This is a genomic window from Arthrobacter sp. KUASC02 (genome assembly GCF_059739395.1).
The window spans coordinates 621,583-645,201 of record NZ_AP046053.1; the positions used below are offsets into that span (position 1 = coordinate 621,583).

Annotated in this window: 26 protein-coding genes; 14 read left to right on the forward strand and 12 right to left on the reverse strand. The window is 66.3% G+C overall.

Annotated features, from left to right (window positions below; genetic code table 11):
• Window positions 1-5: 5 nt before the first annotated feature.
• The 3 genes from AC6JAC_RS02865 to AC6JAC_RS02875 all read right to left on the reverse strand — a co-directional run bounded on the left by AC6JAC_RS02865 (window position 6) and on the right by AC6JAC_RS02875 (window position 5,369).
• On the reverse strand, window positions 6-2,657 hold the full coding sequence (locus tag AC6JAC_RS02865; RefSeq protein WP_028269703.1) for an exo-rhamnogalacturonan lyase family protein: 2,652 nt from the start codon (window positions 2,655-2,657) through the stop codon (window positions 6-8).
• A gap of 148 nt (window positions 2,658-2,805) precedes the next feature.
• Window positions 2,806-3,825 carry an aldo/keto reductase gene (locus tag AC6JAC_RS02870; protein WP_028269704.1) on the reverse strand — a complete coding sequence of 340 codons (1,020 nt, stop codon included), beginning with the start codon at window positions 3,823-3,825 and terminating at the stop codon, window positions 2,806-2,808.
• 92 nt (window positions 3,826-3,917) lie between these two features.
• A complete protein-coding gene (locus tag AC6JAC_RS02875; RefSeq protein WP_028269705.1) occupies window positions 3,918-5,369 on the reverse strand; it encodes an MFS transporter in 1,452 nt (483 codons plus the stop codon).
• 102 nt (window positions 5,370-5,471) lie between these two features.
• Between AC6JAC_RS02875 and AC6JAC_RS02880 the strand changes: the two genes are divergently transcribed.
• Window positions 5,472-6,350, forward strand: a complete 879-nt coding sequence (locus AC6JAC_RS02880; RefSeq protein WP_497963370.1) for a helix-turn-helix transcriptional regulator — start codon at window positions 5,472-5,474, stop codon at window positions 6,348-6,350.
• Window positions 6,350-6,670: a hypothetical protein gene (locus tag AC6JAC_RS02885; RefSeq protein ID WP_497963371.1), complete on the forward strand. Its 321-nt coding sequence runs from the start codon at window positions 6,350-6,352 to the stop codon at window positions 6,668-6,670. The genes AC6JAC_RS02880 and AC6JAC_RS02885 overlap by 1 nt, the downstream gene beginning before the upstream one ends.
• Window positions 6,671-6,693: 23 nt before the next feature.
• On the opposite strand, the gene AC6JAC_RS02890 is transcribed toward AC6JAC_RS02885, so the two are convergent.
• Complete coding sequence (locus AC6JAC_RS02890) at window positions 6,694-7,065, reverse strand: VOC family protein (protein ID WP_497963372.1); 372 nt, start codon at window positions 7,063-7,065, stop codon at window positions 6,694-6,696.
• Window positions 7,066-7,261: 196 nt separating this feature from the next.
• Here AC6JAC_RS02890 and AC6JAC_RS02895 point away from each other — a divergent pair, with 196 nt between their 5' ends.
• From AC6JAC_RS02895 to AC6JAC_RS02905, 3 genes are read left to right on the forward strand one after another with little or no spacing between them, the layout of a single operon-like run.
• Entirely contained in the window at window positions 7,262-7,750 is a 489-nt protein-coding gene (locus tag AC6JAC_RS02895) for an SRPBCC family protein (protein ID WP_497963373.1), read from the forward strand.
• Window positions 7,751-7,781: 31 nt separating this feature from the next.
• A complete protein-coding gene (locus AC6JAC_RS02900; RefSeq protein WP_497963374.1) occupies window positions 7,782-8,702 on the forward strand; it encodes a 2-hydroxyacid dehydrogenase in 921 nt (306 codons plus the stop codon).
• A gap of 20 nt (window positions 8,703-8,722) precedes the next feature.
• A complete protein-coding gene (locus tag AC6JAC_RS02905; RefSeq protein WP_497963375.1) occupies window positions 8,723-9,025 on the forward strand; it encodes a DEAD/DEAH box helicase family protein in 303 nt (100 codons plus the stop codon).
• On the opposite strand, the gene AC6JAC_RS02910 is transcribed toward AC6JAC_RS02905, so the two are convergent.
• The 5 genes from AC6JAC_RS02910 to AC6JAC_RS02930 are packed head-to-tail and all read right to left on the reverse strand — an operon-like array spanning window position 9,003 to window position 13,871.
• The gene (locus AC6JAC_RS02910) at window positions 9,003-9,944 is read right to left on the reverse strand and encodes a tetratricopeptide repeat protein (RefSeq protein ID WP_497963376.1); all 942 of its coding nucleotides are present in this window, start codon (window positions 9,942-9,944) and stop codon (window positions 9,003-9,005) included. The genes AC6JAC_RS02905 and AC6JAC_RS02910 overlap by 23 nt on opposite strands.
• Window positions 9,944-10,624, reverse strand: a complete 681-nt coding sequence (locus tag AC6JAC_RS02915; RefSeq protein WP_497963377.1) for a DUF4166 domain-containing protein — start codon at window positions 10,622-10,624, stop codon at window positions 9,944-9,946. The genes AC6JAC_RS02910 and AC6JAC_RS02915 overlap by 1 nt, the downstream gene beginning before the upstream one ends.
• A gap of 2 nt (window positions 10,625-10,626) precedes the next feature.
• Window positions 10,627-11,424: an SRPBCC family protein gene (locus AC6JAC_RS02920; protein ID WP_497963378.1), complete on the reverse strand. Its 798-nt coding sequence runs from the start codon at window positions 11,422-11,424 to the stop codon at window positions 10,627-10,629.
• Window positions 11,425-11,475: 51 nt separating this feature from the next.
• Window positions 11,476-12,516: a hemolysin family protein gene (locus AC6JAC_RS02925; protein ID WP_497963379.1), complete on the reverse strand. Its 1,041-nt coding sequence runs from the start codon at window positions 12,514-12,516 to the stop codon at window positions 11,476-11,478.
• Window positions 12,513-13,871, reverse strand: coding sequence for a hemolysin family protein (locus AC6JAC_RS02930; protein WP_497963380.1), 1,359 nt, complete (start codon window positions 13,869-13,871; stop codon window positions 12,513-12,515). The genes AC6JAC_RS02925 and AC6JAC_RS02930 overlap by 4 nt, the downstream gene beginning before the upstream one ends.
• Before the next feature lie 254 nt (window positions 13,872-14,125).
• Between AC6JAC_RS02930 and AC6JAC_RS02935 the strand changes: the two genes are divergently transcribed.
• From AC6JAC_RS02935 to AC6JAC_RS02950, 4 genes are all read left to right on the forward strand, one after another.
• Window positions 14,126-15,013, forward strand: a complete 888-nt coding sequence (locus AC6JAC_RS02935) for a hypothetical protein (protein WP_497963381.1) — start codon at window positions 14,126-14,128, stop codon at window positions 15,011-15,013.
• Between the two features lie 91 nt (window positions 15,014-15,104).
• The gene (locus AC6JAC_RS02940; RefSeq protein ID WP_497963382.1) at window positions 15,105-16,064 is read left to right on the forward strand and encodes a hypothetical protein; all 960 of its coding nucleotides are present in this window, start codon (window positions 15,105-15,107) and stop codon (window positions 16,062-16,064) included.
• 298 nt (window positions 16,065-16,362) lie between these two features.
• Window positions 16,363-17,412 carry a glycosyltransferase family 2 protein gene (locus tag AC6JAC_RS02945; RefSeq protein WP_497963383.1) on the forward strand — a complete coding sequence of 350 codons (1,050 nt, stop codon included), beginning with the start codon at window positions 16,363-16,365 and terminating at the stop codon, window positions 17,410-17,412.
• A 4-nt stretch (window positions 17,413-17,416) separates the two neighbouring features.
• Complete coding sequence (locus AC6JAC_RS02950; RefSeq protein WP_197024897.1) at window positions 17,417-17,575, forward strand: hypothetical protein; 159 nt, start codon at window positions 17,417-17,419, stop codon at window positions 17,573-17,575.
• Window positions 17,576-17,645: 70 nt separating this feature from the next.
• Here the strand turns inward: AC6JAC_RS02950 and AC6JAC_RS02955 are convergent, their stop codons facing one another.
• Entirely contained in the window at window positions 17,646-18,650 is a 1,005-nt protein-coding gene (locus AC6JAC_RS02955; protein WP_497963384.1) for a LamG domain-containing protein, read from the reverse strand.
• A gap of 297 nt (window positions 18,651-18,947) precedes the next feature.
• Between AC6JAC_RS02955 and AC6JAC_RS02960 the strand changes: the two genes are divergently transcribed.
• The 5 genes from AC6JAC_RS02960 (at window position 18,948) to AC6JAC_RS02980 (ending at window position 22,142) form a co-directional block, all read left to right on the forward strand.
• Window positions 18,948-19,778 carry a response regulator transcription factor gene (locus AC6JAC_RS02960; RefSeq protein WP_497963385.1) on the forward strand — a complete coding sequence of 277 codons (831 nt, stop codon included), beginning with the start codon at window positions 18,948-18,950 and terminating at the stop codon, window positions 19,776-19,778.
• Between the two features lie 113 nt (window positions 19,779-19,891).
• Entirely contained in the window at window positions 19,892-20,377 is a 486-nt protein-coding gene (locus tag AC6JAC_RS02965; protein WP_081818809.1) for an Hsp20/alpha crystallin family protein, read from the forward strand.
• Between the two features lie 197 nt (window positions 20,378-20,574).
• Window positions 20,575-21,294, forward strand: a complete 720-nt coding sequence (locus AC6JAC_RS02970; RefSeq protein ID WP_497963386.1) for a GAF and ANTAR domain-containing protein — start codon at window positions 20,575-20,577, stop codon at window positions 21,292-21,294.
• 10 nt (window positions 21,295-21,304) lie between these two features.
• On the forward strand, window positions 21,305-21,712 hold the full coding sequence (locus tag AC6JAC_RS02975; RefSeq protein WP_497963387.1) for a hypothetical protein: 408 nt from the start codon (window positions 21,305-21,307) through the stop codon (window positions 21,710-21,712).
• A gap of 106 nt (window positions 21,713-21,818) precedes the next feature.
• A complete protein-coding gene (locus tag AC6JAC_RS02980) occupies window positions 21,819-22,142 on the forward strand; it encodes a YegP family protein (protein ID WP_497963388.1) in 324 nt (107 codons plus the stop codon).
• A gap of 77 nt (window positions 22,143-22,219) precedes the next feature.
• On the opposite strand, the gene AC6JAC_RS02985 is transcribed toward AC6JAC_RS02980, so the two are convergent.
• Both AC6JAC_RS02985 and AC6JAC_RS02990 read right to left on the reverse strand, forming a co-directional pair.
• Window positions 22,220-23,068 (reverse strand): PhzF family phenazine biosynthesis protein, encoded by an 849-nt coding sequence (locus AC6JAC_RS02985; protein ID WP_497966752.1) that lies wholly within the window; start codon window positions 23,066-23,068, stop codon window positions 22,220-22,222.
• A gap of 73 nt (window positions 23,069-23,141) precedes the next feature.
• Entirely contained in the window at window positions 23,142-23,597 is a 456-nt protein-coding gene (locus tag AC6JAC_RS02990) for a group II truncated hemoglobin (protein ID WP_497963389.1), read from the reverse strand.
• Window positions 23,598-23,619: the final 22 nt, after the last annotated feature.

The following is a 23,619-nucleotide window of genomic DNA, read 5'->3' on the forward strand; positions in this document are numbered from 1 at the left end:
GCCGCTCAGCGGACCCGCTGAAGGGCCGGCAACTGGTCCCCGATCAGCGCCAGATTCTGGATCACCGCCAGGCCGAACTGGGCTGTGTCGTTGGTGGACACTGTGGGGGCCTCGTCCACGGCCGTGAGGACATAGGGAGGTTCGATCCGCCGCAACGTGAATGCTTCCGCGTGGTTGAGGTGCTCCCCGCCTTCCGCGAAGCTGGTCCAGGCCCGCCGCGCCAGTTCAGCGTCCCCCAGCCGCGACGCTGCATAGGCGCTGAGCCGGCTGTGGGCCTGCGTCAGGTGGATTCCGTCCAGCGGCCGGCCCACCTCGGCAACTTGTTCTTCCGGCGTGGCCAGGAAGAGCCGGCAGTACTGCAGCCAGGCGCGTTCAAAGCCGGCGTCCGGCACCAGATCGATGAGCTCGCTGCAGATTTCCACCAGCCCGAACACCGCGGAAAGGTGCGAAACCAGGATCATGTCCCGGCCGGCGTCGAACCGTCCGGTGTCCAGGTTGTACAGCGCCTCGCCCGTGAGGAAGCCGTACTTCAGCGCGCCGATGTCCGCCATGGTGCCCAGCAGCCTGTCCCGTGACCGCGGGTTTCCGGTGCGTTCCCAGTCGGTGAGCCAGGTGGCGGCCAGCGATCCCCAGTCCGTCCCCAGCCCCACGGCCAGGGCGCGCCGGTCCGGGCGGTACGTGGCGCTGTCCGTGCGGACTTTCCGGGTGGGATCCAGGCCCAGGAAGTTCCGGTCGCTGTCCACGAGCTCGGTGAGAAGGTCACCGGTGCGTTCATCCGCCGTCAGGTAGTAGTAGAAGCGCCGGTAGGCCGGGGTGCTGATCCGCAGCTGCTTGGCGCTGCAGCCCCAGTGCTGCACGTTGTGCCGGGAGCCCAGGCCGCGCCACTCGCCCAGGTGGTAGACGTCCACTTCGCCGGTGTGCCGGGTCATGGCCTCCGCGAGGCGGAAGACGTCGGCGCGGCCGGTGCGGAGGTATGTGTACCAGAGCCACAGGTCGGGGGAGAGCTCCGAGTTGTCCCAGGCGTAGCCGCCCACGTCGTACCGCCAGGCGTGCCGGTCGAAGTCGTAGGTGTGCATCACGTCGCCGTAGTTCCAGAAACCGTACCAGCGGCGCTGTTCCACCTGGCCCTGGTAGAAGTCGACGAGGAAGTCCAGCTTGTCCTCGAGCGCGGCCCGCTCCGGGGTGCTGCGGTCCGCGGGCGCCCAGTCGCCGAACACGCCGGCCGAGTGCAGGTACCCGGGCGTGGCCTGCAGCATCGCAGGCGTCGATGCGGCGGCGGCATCGGCGGCGAGGGACGCGGTGTCCGGCGTGGCGTCGTAGGCAAAGAGCGTCAGTTCGTGGGTGCGGGCGATGCCGTGCGGGTTCCCGAAGCCAGGTTCGTAGTCCTCGTAGGTGATTTCCAGGCCCTCGAGCTGGTCCTCGAAGGTGTCCTGTCCCAGGCCGTCGTGGTAGAAACGCAGGTCCATGGGCTGCGCCTCGGGGGAGTAGAGCCACGCGGTCACCGATGCCCGGGCCGTGGCGGCGCCGCGGATGTCCAGCTGGCCCGGGTGGGACTGCCAGAAATCACGGATGCCGATGCCGAAACCGCCGCGCGGATCGCTGAGGGAACAGAACCCGGAGGCCCGCGTACCGCCGGAGATCCCCACCCAGCCGTGGCCCTCTCCGGTCCGCTTGCGGAGCTCGAAGCCGTCGGCGCTGAGCTGGGTGAGCGTGAAGTCGTTCCACGCCGGGATGAGGTGCAGCCGCTCGGACACCAGCTCGCTCCACTCCTCCAGGGGTGGCGTCGGCCGTCCTGCGAGCTGGGCGTGCCGGACGTCCTCGCCGGGATCGCGGCGCAGGCCGGTCAGGCCGCGCACCGCCTCGGTGAGGAAGCCGCCGTCGGCCCCTGCGATGCGCATGTGCCGGTCGTGCAGCTCGGATTCCAGCGGCACCGTGAAGCGGACGCCCAGCCCGGCAAGGAAGTCGCGGTCCGCGTCGCCGTCCCAGATGAACGAGTGGACCATCCGCACGCTGCGGGCGCCGGCGTGGAAGTAGAACCGGACCACGAACGGCAGCCAGCTGCGCCGCTGCCCGTCTGCGTCCGCGTGGTCCTGCCGATGGGTGCCCTCCAGCCGGACCACTGCACGGACCGGTCCGTATTGTTCAAGCACGACGGCGGTCACCTCGCCGGTGAAGGCCTGCCGGCTGACGCTGCCGGGGCCGTCCGGGATGCCGTCCTGAAGCAGGCTGACCAGCCCGGCGTCTTCAGCAACGACTGTGCCGCCGCGGGAGAGGGATGTGAACAGGGACGGACCGCTTCGGCTGATCACCATTTCCAACGTGCCGGTGGACACAGTGACGAGGTCGTCGGACTCCGTCACCGCAACCAGCGGTGACGGTTCGGGCACCGGCGGGGTGCCGCCGTCGGACGTCACCCGGTACTGCGCGGAGGGCGCATCGGTTGCCGGCAGCGCGACGCCGGCCCATTTCAGCGAGCCGTCCGGCCAGGTGGCGAGGGGCCAGGCCTGCGCGGGGACAGGCCGCCCGTCCGCGTCCGAGACCGTGATCCCGTCGGCGCCGGCAAGGGCACCCCGGGTGAACGGCATGCCCCAGGTGGTGCCGCCGGAAAGCTCTGCGGGGGCCTCGCCCTCGAGCCAGTTGAGTGTGGCGTAGGTCATCGTTGTCCGTCTCCTTAGACATGCTTTTGTATCGTTTCAATCAAGCCACCCAGCCCACCCCTCGAAGAGGCGGGGCGGGTTGGGTGGTGCGCAGAAAACGCTTTCCCATCATGTCTAACAGTCATCGACGGTACAAGTCAACGCTCTGTCACCGTCGTCGTGCCGCCGGCGTGAGTTCGTTGGCGCCATAGCTGTTGTCGTCGGGGTTGAGGGTGACTCCGGGCGCCACAAGCTCGTCGATGCGGTCCAGTACCTCGGTGGACAGTGTGACATCGGCGGCCGTCAGGTAGGACTCCAACTGCTCCATGGTGCGTGGTCCGACGATGGCGGACGTGACCCCCGGGTGGTTGATCACGAACGCGATGGCCAGCTCGATGAGCGTCAGTCCGGCGTGTTCCGCGAGCCCGGCGAGTTCTTCGACGATGTCGAGTTTTCGCTGGTTGGCCGGGCTTGTCATGTCGAACCGGGCGCTCGGACGCGCGGAAGAGGCGGGGGCGGACGCTGAGTCTTTGCGCCAGCGACCGGACAGCCAGCCGCCGCTGAGCGGGCTGTAAGTGAGGGTGCCCATGCCGTGGCGCTGCACCGCGGGGAGGATGTCTTCCTCGATGCCGCGGACCAGGATCGAGTAGGGCGGCTGCTCGGTGACGAACCGCTCCAGGTTGCGTTCGCGGGATGCCCACTGGGCTTCGACGATCTGGGATCCGGAGTAGGACGAGGAGCCGATGTAACGGACCTTACCTTGGCGGACCAGGTCGGTGAGGGCGCCGAGGGTTTCCTCAACGTCCGTATCGGGGCTGGGCCGGTGGACCTGGTAGAGGTCGATGTAGTCGGTGTTCAGGCGGCGGAGGGAGTTTTCGACTTCGCGGATGATCCAGCGGCGGGATCCACCGCGCTGGTTGGGGTCGCCTTCATTCATGGGCATGAAGAACTTGGTGGCCAGGAAGACGTCGTCGCGCCGGCCTTCAAGTGCCTGGCCGACGATTTCTTCTGATGCCCCGCCGGAGTAGACGTCGGCGGTGTCGATGAAGTTGATGCCCGCGTCGAGGGCGTGGTGGATGATGCGGATGGAGTCGGCGGTGTCCTTGTTGCCCCAGGGCCCGAACATCATCGCACCCAGGCATAAGGGGCTGACCTGCACGCCTGTGCGGCCGAGGGGACGGTATTCCATGGTGGTTCCTTCTCTCTGTCTTAAGTTGCTTTCACGGTATTCAGGCGTTCGGGATTGTGGGAGGGCACGCCGTTACCTCCCTTCGAGCGCCCTTACCGGGCGGCCTCGAACTGCGGGGCACGCCCCGCCGTCGGCTGTTTCGTGGTCCGGCGGGCGGCAAGATCGGCGGGCAGGATGAGGACGGCCGTCACGGCCAGGGCAAGGAACAGGAGGACACTGCCTGTGGTGAGGGCGGTGCTGACCTCTGCGGCCAGGTGCGCTACAGCAGAACCCGTGGCAGGGACGGTCGCTGCGGCCGCGACCGCGATGCCAAGCCCGAGGCAGGTGCCCACCTGGTGGAATGTGTTCACCAGGCCCGATGCCGCGCCGGCGTCGGCTGCTGGGGCGCCGATGATGCCGAACGAGGTCAGCGGTGCGAACGCCAGGCCTTGACCGGCGCCGATGAGGATCATGGGCAGTGCCACCGCCGTCAGGTATGCGGAGTCGACTCCCACCCTGCTGAGCCAGAACATTCCGGCGAGAGTGACCAGGATTCCTGCCGCGAGTGGAATGGAAGCCGGCATCCGCCCCAGCAGCCGCGGGATGGCCATCGCGACGGCGAAGTTGACCGCCGTCATGGGGAGGAAGCCGAGGCCGGCCTGCAGCGGGTCGAAGCCCAGCACTTCCTGCATGAACTGGGTGGTAAAGAAGAAGAACCCGATCATCGCCCCCAGGTACATGAAACGGGCGACGTAGGCGCCGGTGCGGCGGCGGCTCGCGAACAGCCGCAGCGGCATGATCGGCTGGGCCGCCCTGCGCTCGATCAGAACGAACGTCACCAGGAGCACGGCGCCGGCGCCGACGGCTGTGAACGTAGCCGGGGACGTCCATCCCGCATCGACGGTGTTGATGATGCCGAACACGAGAGCGCCGACACCCAGTGTGGCGCTGAGCGCGCCGAACACGTCGAAGCGGCCGCGGGACCGGCCCGTTTCCGGGATGAACCGCGGAGCGAGAAGGATCATCGCGGCGCCGATGGGAACGTTGACGAAGAACCCGGCCCGCCAGGAGATCCAGTGGGCCAGCGCCCCGCCGATGACCAGCCCCAGGCTGGCGCCGATTCCTGCGGTGGCACCGTACAGGGCGACGGCCCGGGTGCGCTCACGGCCCTCCGGGAAGCTCGCCGTGAGCAGGGACAGCGAGGCAGGCGCGACGATCGCAGCCCCGATGCCCTGAACGGCGCGGCCGGCGATCGCCCACCAGCCCGCCGGCGCCAGCCCGATCAGCAGCGACGCCACCGAGAACACCACCAGCCCGAACACGAAAACCCGCCGGCGTCCAAGCAGATCTCCTGCCCGGGCGCCGAGGAGCAGCAGGCCGCCGAAGACCAGCGTGTACGCATCCTGAACCCAGGAGAGCTCACCGGTGCCCAGCTGAAGGTCCTCCTGCAGGCTCGGCAGGGCAGTGAAGATCACCGAGTTGTCCAGCAGGATCATGAAGTAGCTGACGAGGATGATCGCCAGGATCGCTGCCCGGCGGGGAGCGGCTGTGGGTTCAGGTTTCATGCTTTCAATGCAACAGTGATTCCCTGCAGGCCGGGAGTCACTGTCCTTCCGGGTAATGCCAGTCCCTCCCTCGTTCCACCGACCCCGCGTAGCGTGGATGCCATGACACACAGCGACGACGTGCGGAAGTTCCTGACCTCCCGCCGTGCAAGGATTACGCCCGAAGAGGCCGGCCTGCCGGTCTATGGCGGCAACCGCCGCGTTGCCGGGCTGCGTCGCGAGGAAGTCGCCATGCTGGCCGGGATGAGCATCGATTACTACATCCGCCTTGAGCGCGGAAATCTCTCCGGCGCCTCGGACAGCGTCCTTGAAGCACTCGCCCGCGCCCTGAAGCTGGACGACGCCGAAACGGCCCACCTTTTCGACCTGGCTCGCGCCGCCACCGCCGCTCCCCGGGTGCGCCGCAAGCGCAGCCCGCAGACGGTGCGGCCGAGCGTGCAGCGCGTCATCGATGCGATCACGACGGCGCCGGCCTGGGTCCGCAACGACCGCGGGGATGTCCTCGCCGCCAATGAGCTGGGCCGTGCGCTGTATCAGGACCTGATGGCCGAACAGACCACCCCGCCGAACAGTGCGCGGTTCACCTTCCTGAACCCGAAAGCGCGGGAGTTCTTCGCCGATTGGGAACGGGCGGCCGATGACATCGTCGCGGTCCTGCGGTCTACGGCCGGGAAAAACCCGTATGACAAGGACCTCACGGACCTGATCGGTGAACTCTCCACCCGCAGCGAGGAGTTCCGCACCCGGTGGGCCCGGCACGACGTGAAGTACCACCGCGCCGGCCGGAAGCGGCTCCACCACCCGATCGTTGGCGACCTCGACTTGAGCTTTGAGGCGCTGGAACTTCCTGCAGACCCGGGACTGCGCATCAACGTGTACACAGCAGATCCCGAAACACCCTCAGAGGACGCTTTGAAAGTCCTCGCCAGTTGGGCAGCCACCCAGCGTGAAACAACAAAGGCCCCGGTCAAGGAGAATTAATGACCCACCGTCCCTCGACTGTCCTGATGGTCGGTGCCACCGACGGCATCGGCCGCTACGCCGTGGCCGATGCCGTCGTGTTCACCCACGGATCCACCACCAGCGAACGAGACGTGCGGGACAACGACTATGCCGACGTCGCCTACACCCCGTGGAAGCTGCGCAGCTTCACCACGGTCTTCAGCTCCCTGGCCCCGGACTTGGCTGGATCAATCGATGCAGCCGAAGACCTGGTGAACCTCCCCTTGGAGAGTGAGCCCGAAAGGTTCCGCCAGGACGTCGCCACAATCGCGGCAGGAAGCGTCAACGCCGGACACTGAATCGCGGCTCCTACTCCGCGTGACTAGTCCGCCTGGCTGCGGCCGGCCGTGTCGATGACGCAGAAGCGGTTGCCTTCGGGATCTGCCATAATCACGTAGTCCGCGCCGGCGGGCTGTTTGCTCCATTCGATGCGGGTGGCACCGAGGCTGAGGAGCCGCTGCACTTCGCCGGCCTGGTCCTCCGTGTAGAGGTCCAGGTGGATGCGGGGAGGCAGGTGGACCGACGACGGGACACGGTCCAGCGAGATGCAGGTGCCCGCGCCGCCCGGTGGCTGCAGGATCACAAAGTCGTCCTCGGGTTCATGCCGCGGTTCGAAGCCGAGGGCAGCCTGCCAGAAGGCCATCTGGGCCTGGAGGTCGTCAACGCGGATCACGATCGAGCCAATGCTCAGCATCCGGCCAAGGTACACCGACTCAAAGAGCCCCGGCAACGCACTGGGGAATCTATCCGCTGCCGCCGGAGGAGGCTCTTGACCGTGCCCGCAGCGTGCGTAGCGTTGGCCCAATGGGAATCAATTCTGACAGCCAGGACCTGGCGGCTTTCCCGGCGGAACTCCCGGCTGCGCGGCAGCACAGGTTGCACCGGTGCTGGTGACCGAATCGAGAGTGGATGTTGCGGGATTGACGGGCCGTGACGTCACCGACTTCATGATGGCCTGCACCGATGAGCAGTACCGGAACTGGTGGCCGGGAACCCACCTGCAGCTCCACGTGCTGGGGCGGGCCAGCGCCGGAGTAGGAGATGTGATGCTCATGGACGAGTTCGTCGGCCGGCGCCGGCTGCGCCTGCACGGAGTCGTGGAAGCGGTCGAACCGGGATGCAGGCTCGTGTGGCGCTTCCGGAAGATCGTGCCGCTTCCGGCCAGCCTCTCCCTGGAGCTCACCCCGGTACCGGGCGGGGTGTCGGTGCGTCACACAGTCAGAGCCGGATGGCCCGGGATCGGCCGGGTGCTGGATCCGTTGCTCCGGATGTATTTTACGTCCAGGTTCATCACGGAACTGGATGCCCACGTCCGCACGGAGTTCCCGTTGCTGCGGGACTACCTCCACCCCGGTGCCCCGACCCGCGCCGATAACTGACTCCCAGCCTCCCTCCACTAGGCTGGCAACCATGACGCGGAAGATCACTGTCAGCCTGCCCGATGCCGTACTTCGTGAGTACCTGACGCCGCATCCGGACGTCACCGTGCTTGAGTGGGACTTCACGGGCGAGCCGCCGCAGCCGCAGATCGATATTGTGGTCCCGCCGTACATGGGCGGCACGAAGGTCCTGAAGAATCTTGAGGCGGTAGAGACCGCCCTGGTGCAGAGCCAGTCGATCGGGTACGACGGCGTGGCGGACTCGCTCCCGGCGGACCGGGTGTTCGCCAACGCAGCAGGCGTGCACGAGACCTCCACTGCAGAACTGACGCTGGCCATGATCCTGGCCAGCCAGCGCGAGTTCCCACGGCTCATGAAAAGCCAGCGGGACGGTGTCTGGGACGCCCGGCCCACCGCCAGCCTGGCGGACCGCCGCGTCCTCATCGTGGGCTACGGCGGTGTGGGCAAGGCGATCGAGCAGCGTCTCCTTCCGTTCGAAACGAGCGTCACGAGGGTTGCCAGCCGCCAGCGCACCGATGAGAGCGGCGTTATCCACGGAATCGACGAGCTGCCGGAGCTGCTTCCGGAGCACGACATTGTGGTGGTCGGCGTTCCGCTTGGCGACGCCACCCGTCACCTCATCGACGACGATTTCCTGGCGGCAATGCCCGACGGCGCGCTGCTGGTCAACGTGGCCCGGGGCCCCGTTGCGGACACGGAGGCATTGGTCCGCCACACGGCATCCGGCCGGATCCGCGCCGCGCTGGACGTTACGGATCCCGAACCGCTGCCGCAGGACCACCCGCTGTGGGGCACGCCCGGCGTCATCATCACCCCGCACGTGGGCGGAGCCAGTTCCGCGATGCGGCCGAGGATGGGCCGGCTGCTGCAGCGCCAGATCGACCTGATGCTGGCGGGGGAGCCGCCGGTGAACGTGGTGCTGGGCGGCTGAGCTCCACGGGAGTCGTCTTCGTGACGGGAATGTCCGGAGCGGGCAAGTCGACCGCCCTGCGCGAGCTGGAACGCCAAGGCTTTCAAACCGTTGACACTGACTACGGCTCCTGGTGCCACGAGGTGGACGGCGACAATGTGTGGGACGAAATGAAGATGTCGTCGCTCCTCGCCGGGGCCCGGGACGATGTCCTTTACCTGTCGGGAACTGTCGCAAATCAAGGACAGTGTTACGACAGGTTCGATGCTGTGGTGCTCCTGACTGCCCTCATCGACGTCGGGGCCAGCGATCAGAACATGGTCACCAGAGCAGTTCGAGGTTGAGGACGTCGATTCCGGGCCTGCCGTCCAGCCAGGCCTCGATTAGTTGGCCGACGTCCGATTCGTGGCCGGCAAGTCCAAGCCGCCTCACCTCCGACGCTGCGGGTGCGTGGCTGTGGCCGTCCGCGGACGAGCCGTGCGAGCATTCCGGGCACATTACCCGGATCCCGGACCAGTCATCGAGGCCGAGCGGCCGCTGCTCGCCAAGGTCAGACAACGCCTGCATGTCATCGGAACTGGCGCCGGCAATGTGCGCCTGCCACGTTGATAAGCCGGAGTCTTCCAGGCGTTCCAACTGGTCAAAGACCGACACGTCCTGGCCGTCGAGCCGTCGGGTTCCTTTGGGTTCCCCGTCATGCAGCACAACGTCCCTGAACCTGTGGCCGGACTCGGGAAGCGGGACGCTCGCGACGACCGCATGCGCCGGGCTGCGGCGCCAGCACCAGACCACTTCGGTACTCCCGGCCGTGTGCTGTACCTGGTGGGGCAGGCTCGGCTGGTCGGGATTCAGCCGGACCGGAGCCATGCCGCAGTTCATATCGATGGGCCCGGACTCGTCTCCAAACCTCTCCAAACCGTAGGCTGCCCAAGCGCGCCTGGCTGTGGCCCAGTCACCCAAAGCCGTTGCTGCGATGCCCAAATTCCAGGCTGCCGGATTGGCGCCGTCGAACTCCTTGGCATCCTGTGGGGTGAAGAGCTTCAGCGCCCGTTCGTTGCGCTCCCGGCTTTCCGGCCAATTACCGCGGGCCTTGGACAGGAGACCTGCCTGGAACCAGCTGTAATAGGACGTCGGAGTCAGCTCCAGCAGCTCGGAAGCAAGCACAGCCGCCCGGGCAGCGTCGCCCGCCTCGTCCGCGGCCTTCCACTCTGACCAGACGTCATGCGGCCCCCGCCGCTTCCTGAATCCCCACGTGCGTCCCATTACTGCCGCCTTTCTTCGCGGACTGGTCTGAGCCGGTGCGGCGCACCCTCGGGAGGCGTGGCGGGGAAGGTGCAGGTGAACTCGCCCCGGTAGCCAAACAGGAACCCCAAGAACGGATTCCGCACCTGCATCTGAATGGTGAAAACCCCGCGGGCGTCGTCGAAGCTCTCGTAAAGGTCCGCCGTGCCCGTGAAGGCTGCGGGGAAGGCGAATCCGATGAAGCCTTCGTAGAACCGCTGGCCTGTCGACCGGAGATGCAGTGACCCGTCCGGCAGCACTTCCAGGATGAGGCCGGTGGCCAGGTGCTGGTGGGTGCCGAGGTAGTCGATGATGCCCCCGGTCTCCGGACTGTAAACCATGGTGGCATCGAAGCGGCGTCGGGATCCCGGCAGCTCCAGGGTGCGCACGAAGGTGACCGTAGGCCGGCCGAGACCATCAACGTAAGGGTAGTTTTCGATGGTGAACGGGACGTTCTCGCACTGGTCCGGAAAGAGGATGTTGCGGTACGCCCCGAGCCGCAGAAACGGAACCGTCCACCACGCCCCGCGGCGCACTTCCGAAAAGACTCCCCGGCCAACGCAGGCGTAACCGGCCGCGGTATCGACGCCGAAGCGTTTCTGCAGCATCGGGTGGAGGCGGCCGAAGTCCCGCCCGAGCGCCTGCTCAAAGATGGAGGCCACGGCTACTCCTCACCCGCCGGCAGGCCGCCGCCACCCGGCGACGGAAGCGTCGCAAGCGCGGACGGGGCACGTCCGGCCCGCTCATCCGGCGCGAGCCTCAGGCACCGCCCGGCCCGGGGCACCGTCCGGTGCGCCGGAAGGAAGCATGAGGCCATTGCCGCCGCGACGCCTACGGCGGCAGCCGCCCCGGCGAATGGTCCGGTCAACGCCCGCCGGAGCAGCAGGGCGGACGCCAGGAAACCGCCAGACCTGGCCGCGGCGTCGATGATCCACCGGTTCCGGGAGTCTCCGGGGTCAAGGTCCCGCTCCGCCCACAACCGCAGGCGGTCAAAACTGATGGCTGTTGCCCAGCCCAGCGCGGGCCGGATCACCCGGCCGTCCAGCAGCTTTCCAAGGGTGCCCATCCCCGGCTGATAGTTGTAGCCGGTGATGAAGCGGACGCCTTCAGCCGTGGGGATGTACCGCCAGTAGCCCGAGCCCGGACCAATGGGGGAGAGCGCGTCGCGGGTGGTGAACTTCAGTACCGAAGTCGCCTGCCCGTCGGCGCGCCGCCGGTGGCCCAGGGACGTCCCGGTGCCGCTGATGGTGTGGAACGGCAGCCGGAACTCATAACGAAAGCTGACAGGTCCGCCGTCGTCGCCGTCCCTCGGGACGATCCGGGAAAACCGCAGGTCCCACCGCGGATGCAGGTCCGGATCCTGGCTGAGCGTCCACAGCCGCTCCATGGACGCACGAATGCCGATTTCAACATAGATCTGCCCGCGCGTGCGCGACAATTTCCCGCCTTGATGCTCCCCCATTCCAGCATCCTAAGACGCGGCGAATCACAAATGAGTTAATTGGCCTCCGCGTCAGGCGCTGGTGGCGTCCTGCACTTCGCCCACCAGTTCCTCGATGATGTCCTCCAGGAACAGCACGCCCGTAGTGTTCCCGTAAGCGTCGAAGACCCGGGCCACGTGGGCGCCCGTCCGACGCATGGTGGCCAGGGCATCCTCGAGTTCGCCGCCGCCGAACGCGGACGCGAGCTTGCGGATCCGCTTGGCCGGCACGGGCCGGGCGAATTTCTCCGGGGACGTCAGGTCCATGACGTCCTTGAGGTGGAGGTAGCCGGAGGGCACGCCGTCGTCGTCGGTGAGGATATAACGGGAGTAGCCGTGTTCCGCCACCGCGCGCTGGATGTCCGCCGGAGAGGACGACGCCGGCAGGAGCACCATCTCGTTGATCGGCACCTCCACGTCCGCAACAGTTTTGGCGGTGAACTCGAATGCCGCCGTGAGCGTTCCGGTGGTGTCCGTGAGCATGCCGTCGCGGGTGGACTGCTCCACGATGTTGGCCACCTCGTCCAAGGTGTAGGCGCTGGTGGCCTCGTCCTTGGGCTGGACCTTGAAGAGCCGCAGGATGGCGTTGGCGATCCCGTTGAGCGTCCAGATCACCGGCTTGAACACGCGAGCCACCATCACCAGCGGCGGGGCGAGGATGAGCGCCGCCCGGGTAGGAACCGAGAACGAGATGTTCTTGGGCACCATTTCGCCCAGGACCACGTGCAGGAACGTCACCAGGAGAAGGGCCGCCACGAAGGCGATGATGCCGATGGCTTCGCCGGACAGGGAGGTCAGGCCCAGCGGTATCTCAAGCAGGTGGTGGATGGCCGGCTCAGAGACGTTGAGGATCACCAGCGAGCAGACGGTGATGCCCAGCTGGCTGGTGGCCAGCATGAGCGTGGCATGTTCCATGGCCCACAGCGTGGTTTTGGCGGCCTTGCTGCCGGCCTGGGCCTTGGGCTCGATCTGCGAGCGGCGGGCGGAAATGACCGCGAACTCGGCGCCCACGAAGAAGGCGTTGACCACCAGGAGCACCACCAGCCAGATAATGCCGGGAAGGTATTCACTCATTGCTCAGCTCCGGGGGTGAGGTTGTCGACGAGGCGGTCATGCGGACTTTTGGGGGCTTCCTGCGGATCGTCCGGGGTGAAGCGGAGACGCTGCACCTGGGTGCCCGCCACGCGTTCCACGCGCAGTGTGCCCCCGTCGATAGTGACTTCGTCGCCGAGTTCCGGGATGCGGTCCAGTTCGTCGGTAACGAAGCCGGCGATGGTGTCGTACTCTTCCCCGTCGGGAACCGTGATGCCGGTCCGGTCCAGCAGTTCGTCCGGGCGCAGCGAGGCATCAAAGGTGGTGGACAGGCCCGTGCGCACCACACCGACCTTGGCGCGGTCGTGTTCGTCCTCGAGCTCGCCGACGATCTCCTCCACAAGGTCTTCGAGGGTCACGATGCCGGCCGTTCCGCCGTGCTCGTCGGACACGATCGCCACCTGGAGGCCCTGCTTCCGCAGCAGGACCAGCAGGGTGTCCACGCCCATGGACTCGGGGACGCGCAGCGCTTCGATCATGAGCTCCGCGGCGCTGACGCTGGCCCGCTCGGCCAGGGCCACGGCGAAGGCCTGCTTGACGTGCAGAACGCCCAGGACGTCGTCGCGGTCCCTGCCGATCACCGGAAAACGCGAGTACCCCGTGGAGCTGGCCAGCGTGACGATCTGCTCCGCCGTGTCATCGGCGCTGACCGCCGTCATGCGGACGCGGGGCGTCATGACGTCCGCCGCGGAGTGCTCGGAGAAACGCAGGGTGCGGTGCAGCAGCACTGCATGGTCGACGTCGAGCACGCCTTCCAGCGCCGAGCGCCGGACCAGCGAGCTGAGTTCCTCGGCGCTGCGGGCGCCGGACAGCTCTTCCTTCGGCTCGATGCCGAAGGACCGGATGATGCCGTTGGCCGTGTTGTTGAACAGCAGGATCACGGGCTTGAAGACGGCGGTGAACAGGGCCTGGAACGGAACCACCACTTTGGCGGTGGCCAGGGGGAGGGCCAAGGCGAAGTTCTTCGGGACCAGTTCGCCGATCACCATGGAGAAGATCGTGGCCAGGAAGATGCCCGCGACGGCGCCGATCCCCGGCATCACTGCCGCAGGCAGGCCGGCTGCCAGCAAAGGTCCGCTGAGCATGCTGCTGATGGCCGGTTCAAAGGTGTAGCCGGTGAGGAGCGTGGTCAGCGTAATGCCGAGCTGTGCCCCGGAGAGATGTGTCGAGGTGATCTTGAGGGCCTTGATGGTGGGCGCAAGGCGCTTCTCGCCGCGGGCCTGGCGGTTCTCAAGGTCGTTGCGGTCCAGGTTGACCAGCGCGAACTCGGAGGCAACGAAAAATCCGGTGCCGACCGTTAGGACAAGGCCGATACCGAGCATGATCCATTCATACATTCGGGCGCCCCTCTCCCGTGGTGGCCGGCGAACCGGTCAGAAGGTGGAGGGGCTTGGGCATATGTGAAGGAGGGTCATCCATAATGCCGTTCAGTCTACGGGGCGCCGGTTCACGGACTGGGCGTGTGCGCCGTAGGCGAAAACTAAGCGCTCCATTTTCGGTCCGCGCACCCATCCGCCACCCCGGCGGCAGCGAATGGCTGGTAAGTCCTGCGGTAATCGATGACGTCCGGCCATGATGGGGAGGTGGAGCAATGCGCGATGGTGCATCCCGGCTTTCCTCCGCCCTGCGGTCACTTCTCCTGGGTGTGCTGCTCGCGGTGGCCTGGGTCATCTTCGGAGCCGTCTCGGCGCAGGCTTCCAGCCTGTTGCCGCCTGTCACGGACACCGTCAGGTCTGATGCCGTCTCTGACACCGCCGCGGTTGAGCAAGGTCCGCTGGCTGCGCTCGCAGAGCCCGTTGCCGTCGTGGCAGCGCCGCTGGCGCCCCAGGTCCAGGCCGTCACCGAACCGGTTCTGGCTCCCGTGGATGCCGCGCTGGCTCCGGCCGCGGCACCGGTGACCGCCGTCGTCGAGCAGGTCACCAGCGCGGTGGCTCCGGTCACGGCGCTCGCTTCCGTCGCCGTGGCCCCCGTAACGCAAACGGTCGCCGAAATCACGGCCCCGGTCACAGGCCTGGCGGCTGATATCACGGCGCCAGTGCTGGTTCCGGTCGGGTCGGCTGCCGGTGACGTTGCCGCGGACCCCGCCGTTGTCGGAGTTTCCGCGCCGCCGCCCGCTCCGGGGTCCGAACCGCAGAACCCCGCACTGTCAGCGGGTACAGCGTTCGGCGTCCTGCTGACTGTTATGCAGGACCGTGCACCCTTCCGGCTGGCAATGTCCGACGGCGGCAGCACCGTTGTCGTGGCAGCGCCGACTCCCGCTCCCGAGCGTCCCGCAACGCCGGCTCCCGCCCCGCCGGCGACAGTCCCGACGGGTTCCGGCTCGTTGCTCAGGACGGGCGGCGACGGCGGATCCGGCGTCGCAGCCGATGTTCCGGCCCTCCAGTTTTCCTTGACGCAGATCTCGCTCAAGGATGTCCGCAACTCCTCCGACGAGCTGCCCGGCTCGGTCAGCCTGGAACACGGCTTTTCCCCCGACTAGTGGGGCCGGCACCGCGCCCTTTCGCGCGGACGGCAATCAGCTGCGCACTCACTGTGCCTGGCTCATCTCACTAGTAAGGAAATCAATTCTCATGAAATCTTTCGTACGCACCACCCTGTGCAGCGCCGTGTTCGCCGGCGGAGTGCTCATCCTCGGCGCAGGCGCAGCCTCCGCCTCCGATTCCACCACCACGACGTCGGACCTTGGCCTCGGCTCGGGAACCCACATTGGCCTGAACCTAGGCGCCAGCCTGGATGCCGCGGCTTCCGCAGCGTCTGAGGGCTCGGTAGTGAACGACAGCGGTTCCTCCACCTCGGGGCACGGCACCACCGACGGCAGCGTCGTGTCGGATCTGAGCGCAGGCCTGGGCCTGAACCTGGACGCCGACGCGAACCTGCACACGGCCACCTACACGGTGACGGACGGGTCTGTTGTTAACGACGGGTCTGTAGTGAACGACGGCGGGTCCTCCTCCTGGAGCGAAGGTTCCGCCGAGGGCAGTGTTGTGTCGGATCTGAACGCGGGCCTGAACCTGGACGCCGATGCGAGCCTGGATGCTGCGGCCACCGCGGTGTCTGAGAGTTCTGTTGTGAACGACGGCGGGTCCTCCTCTTGGAGCGAAGGTTCCGCCGAGGGCAGTGTTGTGTCGGATCTGAACGCGGGCCTGAACCTGGACGCTGATGCGAGCCTGGATGCTGCGGCTTCGGCGGTGTCTGAGGGTTCTGTTGCGAACGACGGGTCTGTTGTGAACGACGGCGGGTCCTCCTCTTGGAGCGAAGGTTCCGCCGAGGGCGGTGTTGTGTCGGACCTGAACGCGGGCCTGAACCTGGATGCTGATGTGAACGTGGATGCTGCGGCCACCGCGGTGTCTGAAGGTTCTGTTGTGAACGACGGCGGGTCCTCCTCTTGGAGCGAAGGTTCCGCCGAGGGCAGTGTTGTGTCGGACCTGAACGCGGGCCTGAACCTGGACGCTGATGCGAGCTTGGATGCTGCGGCTTCCGCGGTGACTGAGGGTTCTGTTGTGAACGAGGGTCACAGCAGCCTCCTATAACCATGCAAGTCAGTCTCCGGCCATGAACTTGGCTGACTAACGGAGTCGGGGTGCTGTCCCAGGACAGCACCCCGACTTTCGCTTTTAAGCGGCCTCAGTACGGTGAGAAATTGAGGTTCCGTTGAGAACCAATTTTCCTGACGGAAGATTGCGTATTCCTTTTCGAATATTTTCCGGCTGCTTGCGTTCCGGTTGAAAAACTCGAGTCAACAAACAAATTGACTAATTCGGGTTGGAGCAACAAGCCAGTGTGTGACAGTTCGAATTCCGTGCCCGGAACTGCGGGTGCCGGTCTTCTGTGATTACGGTCCTCATCCCTGCGCATAACGAAGCCGCAGGTATTTCTGACACGCTTGAATCCCTCAAATCCCAGACTCTCCCGCCGGACAGGGTGGTGGTTGTCGCTGACAACTGCACCGATGCCACCGAGGCGATTGCCCTGGCACTCGGGGCCGAGGTGATCCGCACCGTGGGAAACACGGACAAGAAGGCGGGTGCCCTGAATTTCGCTCTGGAGGGGCTCCTGGCCGGAGCAGAGCCGGAAGACATGGTCCTGGTCCAGGACGCAGATTCGCAGTTAAGCCACGACTTCATCGAGCGGGCAACCGGCCATCTGGCGGCCGACCGGCGGCTTGGCGCCGTGGGAGGAGTCTTCCGCGGTGCGAAGGGCGGCGGCTTCGTGGGTCACCTGCAGCGGAACGAGTATGCGCGTTACGCGCGGGATGTGAAGCGGCTCCACGGCAAATGCCTGGTGGTGACGGGAACGGCGGCGCTCTTCCGTGTCCGGACTTTGAGGGACGTGATTGCTGCGCGACTCGACGGCACATTGCCTCCCGGCAACGGCAGGGGAGGCGTCTACGACACTTCCGTGCTGACCGAGGACAACGAGCTGTCCTTCGCGCTGCTGACCCTCAAGTACCGCATTAAATCACCGGCCGACTGCACGCTTGTCACGGAGATCATGCCCTCCTGGCGTGAACTCTGGGCGCAGCGGCTGAGGTGGAAACGCGGCGCGGTGGAGAACTGCGTCCAGTACGGCTGGACCAGGGTCACCTGGCCGTATTGGGGGCGGCAGGCCCTCTCCGTGACGGGAATTCTGGTGTCTTTGGCCTACGTCGGAACGGTGGCTTTTGCACTGGGCACGGGAGAAGGGCTGCACATTCAGCCGTTCTGGCTGGCCGTGACCGGTGTCTTCGTGATCGAACGGGTAGTGACTGTGCGGCTGCGTGGCTGGAAGTACATGCTGGCCGCCGCAACGATGTACGAACTTCTGATCGACCTGTTCCTTCAGGTAGTCCACGCGAAGGCCTACGTGGATGCAGTCTTCAACAAAAAGAAAGCTTGGTAACCCTATGTACAACAATCCTGCTGCTCCTGCAGCCGCTGGTGTCGGAGCCGGAACGCTCGCGGCAACCGGAGCCGGTGACCTCTTCTGGTTTGCCCTGGCAGCCTTTGCCCTCGTGGCGCTCGGGCTCGCCATCAAGCGCATCGTGCCGGTCAGGGCGAAGTAACTCCGGCATGAGCTGACCGGGCGGGTGGCCGGGATTCACCAAGATCCCCGGCCACCCGTCCGCGTTCGCCTCAGGTGACCACGCTGACCGCATTGGAACAGGCTGCCGCATCGCAGACCTTGTAGCTTGTGGTGGCTCCGCCCTTGAATTTGTTCACGTAGCTTCCCGTGTTGGGGACGGTTTTCTGGGTGCCGTTGATCCAGAGTGTGACGCTGGTCCCCGTGGCCCCGGTCCAGGTCAGGGTGGTGGAATTGACGCCCTTGGCCTTGGTGGTGGCTGCAGACAGCTTGATGGGCGACGCCACGACAGGCGGCGTGCCAACGGCCGGCGTGAACGAGAAGTCGCGGATCACCACGGACTCGGGTTTTACATGCTCGGGATCTCCGCCACCCCCGCCTGTGACCCACAGGTTGAAGTGGATGGCTTCTTTGGCCGGCAGGGGAACGGTGCTTCCCTGAAGGACCGTTCGCTTGAGCAGCGTGCCGCCGTACCCCTCTCCGGCGAAGGTCTCGAACGTGATCTTGCCCGGCTCCCAGACCATTCTGTGGGTGAGGACCGGGTCATTCGTCGTATCGAACACCACGGTGTTGTTGCCCTGGCCCGGCGGCTTGGACGCATCAAACCAATAGCCGTGCGCCTGCGTGACGGGCCAGGATTCGCCGTAGCTTGCGCCGCCGCCCCAGGCGGATGCCTCGCACAGGTCTATTTCGTTGTAGCCCGGGGAGGCCAACGGGTCATACGTGAATAGGCATCCCCACACCACTTCCTTCTGGAGGCTGTTGACGTTTTTCGCCACTGTGGTGCTGTAGGTGCCGTAGCCGAATCCCTGCCGGGTGGACTGGAATTCAGCCCCGACGGGTGCGCTGCCGGTTGGATTGGTGAGGGAGAGCGTGACGTATCCGTCGCCGTCGGGATTGCTGACGTTGGCCGCGGCGAAAGCCTTGTTGAACTGTGGCGCGCCGCCCCAGAACCGCTTTTCCCAGTTGAACCCCTTCCAGGCAAAGCTGCCCACGGGCCCCGGGTTCGGGTCCATGGGGGTGGTGTCGGCGGCGTGGGCCGGAGTTGTTGCGGACAACATGACCAGGCTGGCAGCTGCCAGCATTGCAAGCGGCCGGTTGAGCCAAACTGCTTTTGCGATGCGAGACCTCGAGGAAACCATTAACGCCCCCTACATTTGCGCTGACCAATGCAGCGCCGCGCCCCCAGTGAGCACAAGATGATCATCATTCAGGCCGGTTTGGTTGGCAATAGATGAATGCCGATATTTATTTTCGATGACGCTCAATAAATACACAATTTTTACGCAATTCCGAGTTGAGGAATTAGTGATATTTCTACATCTGGAAACGAACGAGAATTTCTTGGGGGATTGATGGTTACGCGCGGCTTGGCTGTGGTGGTTAACGGCGACGGTCGTAGTAGGGAATCCCTGGCGGAGTTGCTGGTCCAGTCGGGATTTGAAGTGGTGGCCGCAGCGTCCGGTGGCGAGGGGGTGGCTGCCGTGCGGCGGCATGATCCGGTCCTGGTCACCGTGGAGCTGGGGCTTCCCGACTTTGACGGCATCGAAGCCTCCCGCCGGATCCGGACCTTCAGCCATGCCTACGTGATCCTGGTGGGCGCCCTGGCGAGCGAAGCCGATGCGCTGCTGGGACTCGAAGCCGGCGCTGACGACTATCTGGCCAAGCCGTTCCGTCCGCGCGAGCTCCGGGCAAGGGTTGCTGCCTTGCTGCGCCGGCCGAGGCGCCACGCGCTGGTGGACGCTGCGCAGTGCGAGGCAGGACATTTCGTCGCCAGGCCCGCAGGTTCCGAACTGCCCGATCCGGCTGCCGCCGCTCCCCGCGACGTTGCCGCAGCCGAGGAACGCGCGGCCGGGTCCGGATGGGATTTTGAACACCGCGGCCTCGCCCTGATGGACAGCACCCGCGCAGTATCGGCAGACGGACGAGCCATTGATCTCACCCGCACCCAGTTCGAACTGCTGCGCGCACTGCTCCAAAGCAAGGGGGCGGTGCTGACCAAGGGGGACCTTGCCCGTCATCTGCGGCACGAAGCCCCTGTTCCCGGGAGCCCCGTGACAGCCCGGGACGAACGCGTGCTGGAAGTGCACATGGGCAACCTGCGTAAGCGGCTGGGTGACAGCCCGCGGTCGCCGCGGTGGGTGCAGACCGTCCGGGGAGTGGGATACCGGCTGACCCCGCAGTAGCTCCGTCCCCGCGAGGCGGGTCTTTTGCCCCTGCCCGGGCCATGTGTGCAGGCGTGTACTTGAAGTGTCAGCCCGCTTTGGGCACTACACCGCAACGCACGGGAGGTACCGTCATGTCTGATCTGTTCAGGTGGTCACCGTTCCACACCAACCGCTGGCTGGATACGTTCCGAAGTGGCCCGTTCGATCTGCTGCGCCGATCCCCGTCCGAAATGATGGACGCCATGGACAGGGTCTTCCAGCAGGGCAGCCAGCCAATGCCGATCCGCGTCGAGGAGTACCTCGACGGCAACACCCTCGTGGTCCGGGCCGAAGCGCCGGGGCTGGATCCGGACAAAGACATCGACGTCTCCGTTGTTAACGGTTCCCTCCAGATCCGCGCCGAACGCCGGGAGGAGAAGGAAGAGAAGGAAAAGGACAGCTACCGGTCGGAGTTCCGCTACGGCTCCTTCTTCCGATCCCTCCCGCTGCCGCCGGACGTAAAAGAGGAGGACATCAAGGCCTCCTACAAGGACGGCGTCCTCGAAGTACGCACACCGGTTCCGGAAAAAGAGTTGTCCGAGTCCACGGGGAAGAAACTTCCCATCACGCGCGAATAGCCGCCGCCGAACTCGCCGCCGAACTCGCCGCCGAACTGCCGAGCGGCCCGGCTAGCCGTTACTGTGCCTCGCGCAGCGGGGCATGTTCCGCGGCTTCGGGCAGGCGTAATGTCTGGGGTAGGAGGCGTTGCGCGCGCACGATTTCTCCGGACGGTCCCTCCTCTTCGATTGTCCGGTGACTGGCCGGAGGACGATCCATGGCTAAGAAACTTCCACTGGATGAGCTCTCCGGTGCCATCGGCAGGATCCGCCGGCTGCTTCTGACCGAGGAGAAGGTAAGCACCGCCGTCGAACTTTTGGCGAGGGCCATCAGGGACTCCGTGCCGGGCACCATCGGGGCGGGGGTGTCCGTCCTGGACTTGCAGGGCCGCAGGACCAGTCACGGATCCACGGACAGGGTGGTTACGGAGGCGGATGCGCTGCAGTATGAGCTCGGGGAAGGGCCGTGCCTGACGGCGTGGGCCGCCGAGGAAACCATACTCGTGGACGATATCCGCACGGACAGCCGCTGGCCGCGCTGGAGTGAAGCTGTCAGGGGGCTACCCGTCCGCTCGGTGGTGAGCGCAGCCCTTGGAGCGAACAAGGAATGCATCGGTGCTATCAAGGTTTACGCCGCGCTTCCATGCGCCTACACCCCGGCGACTGCGCGGCTCCTGGAGCTGTTCGCCGCCCCGGCCGCGACGCTGCTTTCACACGTGCAAGCCAACGAATTGCCGCAGCAGATCAGTGAGGAGCTTCATGCAGCCCTGGAGAGCAGGGACGTGGTGAACCGGGCCTGCGGGATCCTGATGCAGCGGCACGGGGTCACGTACGAGCGTGCTTTGCAGGACCTCATGCACCACGCCCGGCAACGCAGGACGACCCTCGCCGGGGCCGGTGCCGAAATCATCGCCGCGCTACAGGCCGGCAGGAACTAGAGGCGCCACTATGGGCTTCGATCTGAACGAACCCGAACAACGGCGGAAGCTCCGGGCTGCCCTGAAGGCCTCTGACCTCACGCCGGGGGAACTCTGGCTGAACTATTTCAGCATTGGCGGCGGCGTGGGCGAATACGAAGTCGAAGCGTACCTGCAGGGGCTGCTCTCCCTGCCGCCGATCCAGCGGGACCTGCTGGCAATGGCCGCCAACGAACTCATCGAGGCCATCCCCCGCCTCTATGCGCCGTACTCCGATGACCCCGACCTCGCAGAACGCCGTCCGGAGCCCGGCAGGGAATTGGCGCCTGGATCGGGCCAGGATGCCGACGCCGCCGCCGACGCCGACGCCGCCGGTGATCACGACACCCACGGCAGGCCGGGGCCGGATGAACAGGCCGACCCGCCCGGAGACGAATAGCAGTCCCGCCGGACGGCCGTTGCCCAGCTGCGGGCTGACATTCGCGCGGGGCCGAAAGTAAGCTGGAAGCCTAAGCGATGAACCAGACGAGTGGAGGCTGACGACGATGTCCGGACACTTCGAATTGATCAGCGCGCCCGACGGCGGGTACAGGTTTAAGCTGCTGGACAAGGCCGGGGAACTTGTGGCGATCTCAGTAAAGTTTCCGACGAAGAAGGCCGCCGCGGCGGGGATCTACCGCGTTCGCGAGATCGCCGGGACCGGCCTGATCCATGACCTGAGCACCACACGCCGGAGCGAACCATCCCACCGGATCAGGCCCTCCCAGCCGGCACAGGTCCACAGCGGAACCCATGCCTTCCAGGCCCGGGGAGCCCACAGCCTGCACTCTCAGCGGGAGCGGGCACAGCTGAGCAGCGCCAGCCGCTGACGCGAGCCACGCCGGTCTCGCGGGCCTCGACGGTCTCGCAGGCCGCGCCGCGGCCGCGCCGCGAGCCACGTCGGCGCCTACAGCGAGACCCGGCCGCTCACCACTGAGCGGCTGACCCCGCCGACCCAAATGCCGTCGTCGTCCGCCGTGACGGTCAGCAGGCCGCCGCGTCCCAGCGCTGTGCCTTGCTGGACGGTGTAGTTGCCGTCCACCACTCCCTCGCCCAGGAGCCATTGCGCCAGGCCGGCGTTGAGGCTGCCGGTTACGGGGTCCTCGGGAACGCTCAGACCGGGAACGAACGCCCTGACCTCAAAGTCCGCAGGTCCTCCCTCCGGGTAGCTGCCGATGACGCCTACGCAGAGCTGGTCCATCAGGGCGAAGTCGGGCTGCAGCCGGAGCACGGCCTCGGCTGATTCCAGCCGGATTCCCAGCCAGCCCGGGCCGTTGTCCACCCAGTTGCTGCCCAGGACCTGGCTCGCATCGATGCCCAGGCTGGCGAGGGCCTGTTCCAGCACCGCCGGTTCAACCGGGCCGGAGCGGGCAAGCGGCGGCGCCGCGAAGGCGAGATCGGTGCCCGTGCGGCGGATTTTCACCAGCCCTGCCTCGCATTCCTGCACCAGCTCCCCGTCACGGCGGGGCTGCCCGCCATTCTCGAGCCACGCGTGCGCCGAGCCCAGGGTGGGGTGCCCGGCAAACGGCAGTTCGGCCGCGGGCGTGAAAATACGCAACCGGTAGTCGGCCTCCGGGTGCGAGGGCTCCAGAAGGAATGTGGTCTCCGAGAGATTGGTCCAGTTCGCGAAGCTCTGCATCTGTTCGGTGGACAGGCCGTGGGCGTCATGGACGACGGCGACCGGGTTGCCTGCCTTGGGCCCCGGGGCAAAGACGTCAACCTGGGAGAAGGGATATTCGTTCACTGCGGTGGTCATGCTGGTCATAGCAACCAACCGTAGGTGGCCGCCGTGCAGCGGCACCATAGCCAATTCCGGAAAGTGGCCTTGTTCAGTCCTGGCCCACCAGCCCGTCCCAGGACCATTGCGGGATGCGGAGCCCGTCGGGCACGTCGTCCGCGGACCGCTCGTACCGGGACATCGTGGTGGTCGTCGCCCACGCGAAGTAGTCGTGCAGCACCTTGCGGAGGGTGTTGCCGCCGGTGAGCCCGACGTCGGTCAGTGCCTGGTCGAAGCAGGCGATGGCCCTGCGGTCCATCTCCTCGTGAGGACCGTTGCCGCTGTGGATCCGCACCACCGATGTCTCGTCGCCGTACGAGACCGAATAGCTCGGCGGCCCGCCCAAAGCCTCCGCCCAATACGCGGCGAGCCGCTGGCTGTGCTCGGGATGGAACCCGTGGCTGAACGCATGGCTGACCACGTCGTCGGCCATGACCCGGGCATGCCAGGCGTTGGCCAGCGTCAGGAAAAAGCCGGCGCCGCCCGCAGCCTCATAGACCGTTTGCATGCTGCAACGATGGCACGGCCCG

What these genes read in the sequence shown, in the direction of transcription:
- AC6JAC_RS02935 (WP_497963381.1), top strand. Translation starts at nt 14,126, where the DNA reads ATGCGCGATGGTGCATCCCGGCTTTCCTCCGCCCTGCGGTCACTTCTC.
- AC6JAC_RS02910 (WP_497963376.1), bottom strand. Translation starts at nt 9,944, where the DNA reads ATGGGACGCACGTGGGGATTCAGGAAGCGGCGGGGGCCGCATGACGTC.
- AC6JAC_RS02900 (WP_497963374.1), top strand. Translation starts at nt 7,782, where the DNA reads ATGACGCGGAAGATCACTGTCAGCCTGCCCGATGCCGTACTTCGTGAG.
- AC6JAC_RS02870 (WP_028269704.1), bottom strand. Translation starts at nt 3,825, where the DNA reads ATGGAATACCGTCCCCTCGGCCGCACAGGCGTGCAGGTCAGCCCCTTA.
- AC6JAC_RS02880 (WP_497963370.1), top strand. Translation starts at nt 5,472, where the DNA reads ATGACACACAGCGACGACGTGCGGAAGTTCCTGACCTCCCGCCGTGCA.
- AC6JAC_RS02875 (WP_028269705.1), bottom strand. Translation starts at nt 5,369, where the DNA reads ATGAAACCTGAACCCACAGCCGCTCCCCGCCGGGCAGCGATCCTGGCG.
- AC6JAC_RS02940 (WP_497963382.1), top strand. Translation starts at nt 15,105, where the DNA reads ATGAAATCTTTCGTACGCACCACCCTGTGCAGCGCCGTGTTCGCCGGC.
- AC6JAC_RS02980 (WP_497963388.1), top strand. Translation starts at nt 21,819, where the DNA reads ATGTCCGGACACTTCGAATTGATCAGCGCGCCCGACGGCGGGTACAGG.
- AC6JAC_RS02970 (WP_497963386.1), top strand. Translation starts at nt 20,575, where the DNA reads ATGGCTAAGAAACTTCCACTGGATGAGCTCTCCGGTGCCATCGGCAGG.
- AC6JAC_RS02975 (WP_497963387.1), top strand. Translation starts at nt 21,305, where the DNA reads ATGGGCTTCGATCTGAACGAACCCGAACAACGGCGGAAGCTCCGGGCT.
- AC6JAC_RS02990 (WP_497963389.1), bottom strand. Translation starts at nt 23,597, where the DNA reads ATGCAAACGGTCTATGAGGCTGCGGGCGGCGCCGGCTTTTTCCTGACG.
- AC6JAC_RS02925 (WP_497963379.1), bottom strand. Translation starts at nt 12,516, where the DNA reads ATGAGTGAATACCTTCCCGGCATTATCTGGCTGGTGGTGCTCCTGGTG.
- AC6JAC_RS02930 (WP_497963380.1), bottom strand. Translation starts at nt 13,871, where the DNA reads ATGTATGAATGGATCATGCTCGGTATCGGCCTTGTCCTAACGGTCGGC.
- AC6JAC_RS02965 (WP_081818809.1), top strand. Translation starts at nt 19,892, where the DNA reads ATGTCTGATCTGTTCAGGTGGTCACCGTTCCACACCAACCGCTGGCTG.
- AC6JAC_RS02950 (WP_197024897.1), top strand. Translation starts at nt 17,417, where the DNA reads ATGTACAACAATCCTGCTGCTCCTGCAGCCGCTGGTGTCGGAGCCGGA.
- AC6JAC_RS02960 (WP_497963385.1), top strand. Translation starts at nt 18,948, where the DNA reads ATGGTTACGCGCGGCTTGGCTGTGGTGGTTAACGGCGACGGTCGTAGT.
- AC6JAC_RS02920 (WP_497963378.1), bottom strand. Translation starts at nt 11,424, where the DNA reads ATGGGGGAGCATCAAGGCGGGAAATTGTCGCGCACGCGCGGGCAGATC.
- AC6JAC_RS02985 (WP_497966752.1), bottom strand. Translation starts at nt 23,068, where the DNA reads ATGACCACCGCAGTGAACGAATATCCCTTCTCCCAGGTTGACGTCTTT.
- AC6JAC_RS02890 (WP_497963372.1), bottom strand. Translation starts at nt 7,065, where the DNA reads ATGCTGAGCATTGGCTCGATCGTGATCCGCGTTGACGACCTCCAGGCC.
- AC6JAC_RS02885 (WP_497963371.1), top strand. Translation starts at nt 6,350, where the DNA reads ATGACCCACCGTCCCTCGACTGTCCTGATGGTCGGTGCCACCGACGGC.
- AC6JAC_RS02865 (WP_028269703.1), bottom strand. Translation starts at nt 2,657, where the DNA reads ATGACCTACGCCACACTCAACTGGCTCGAGGGCGAGGCCCCCGCAGAG.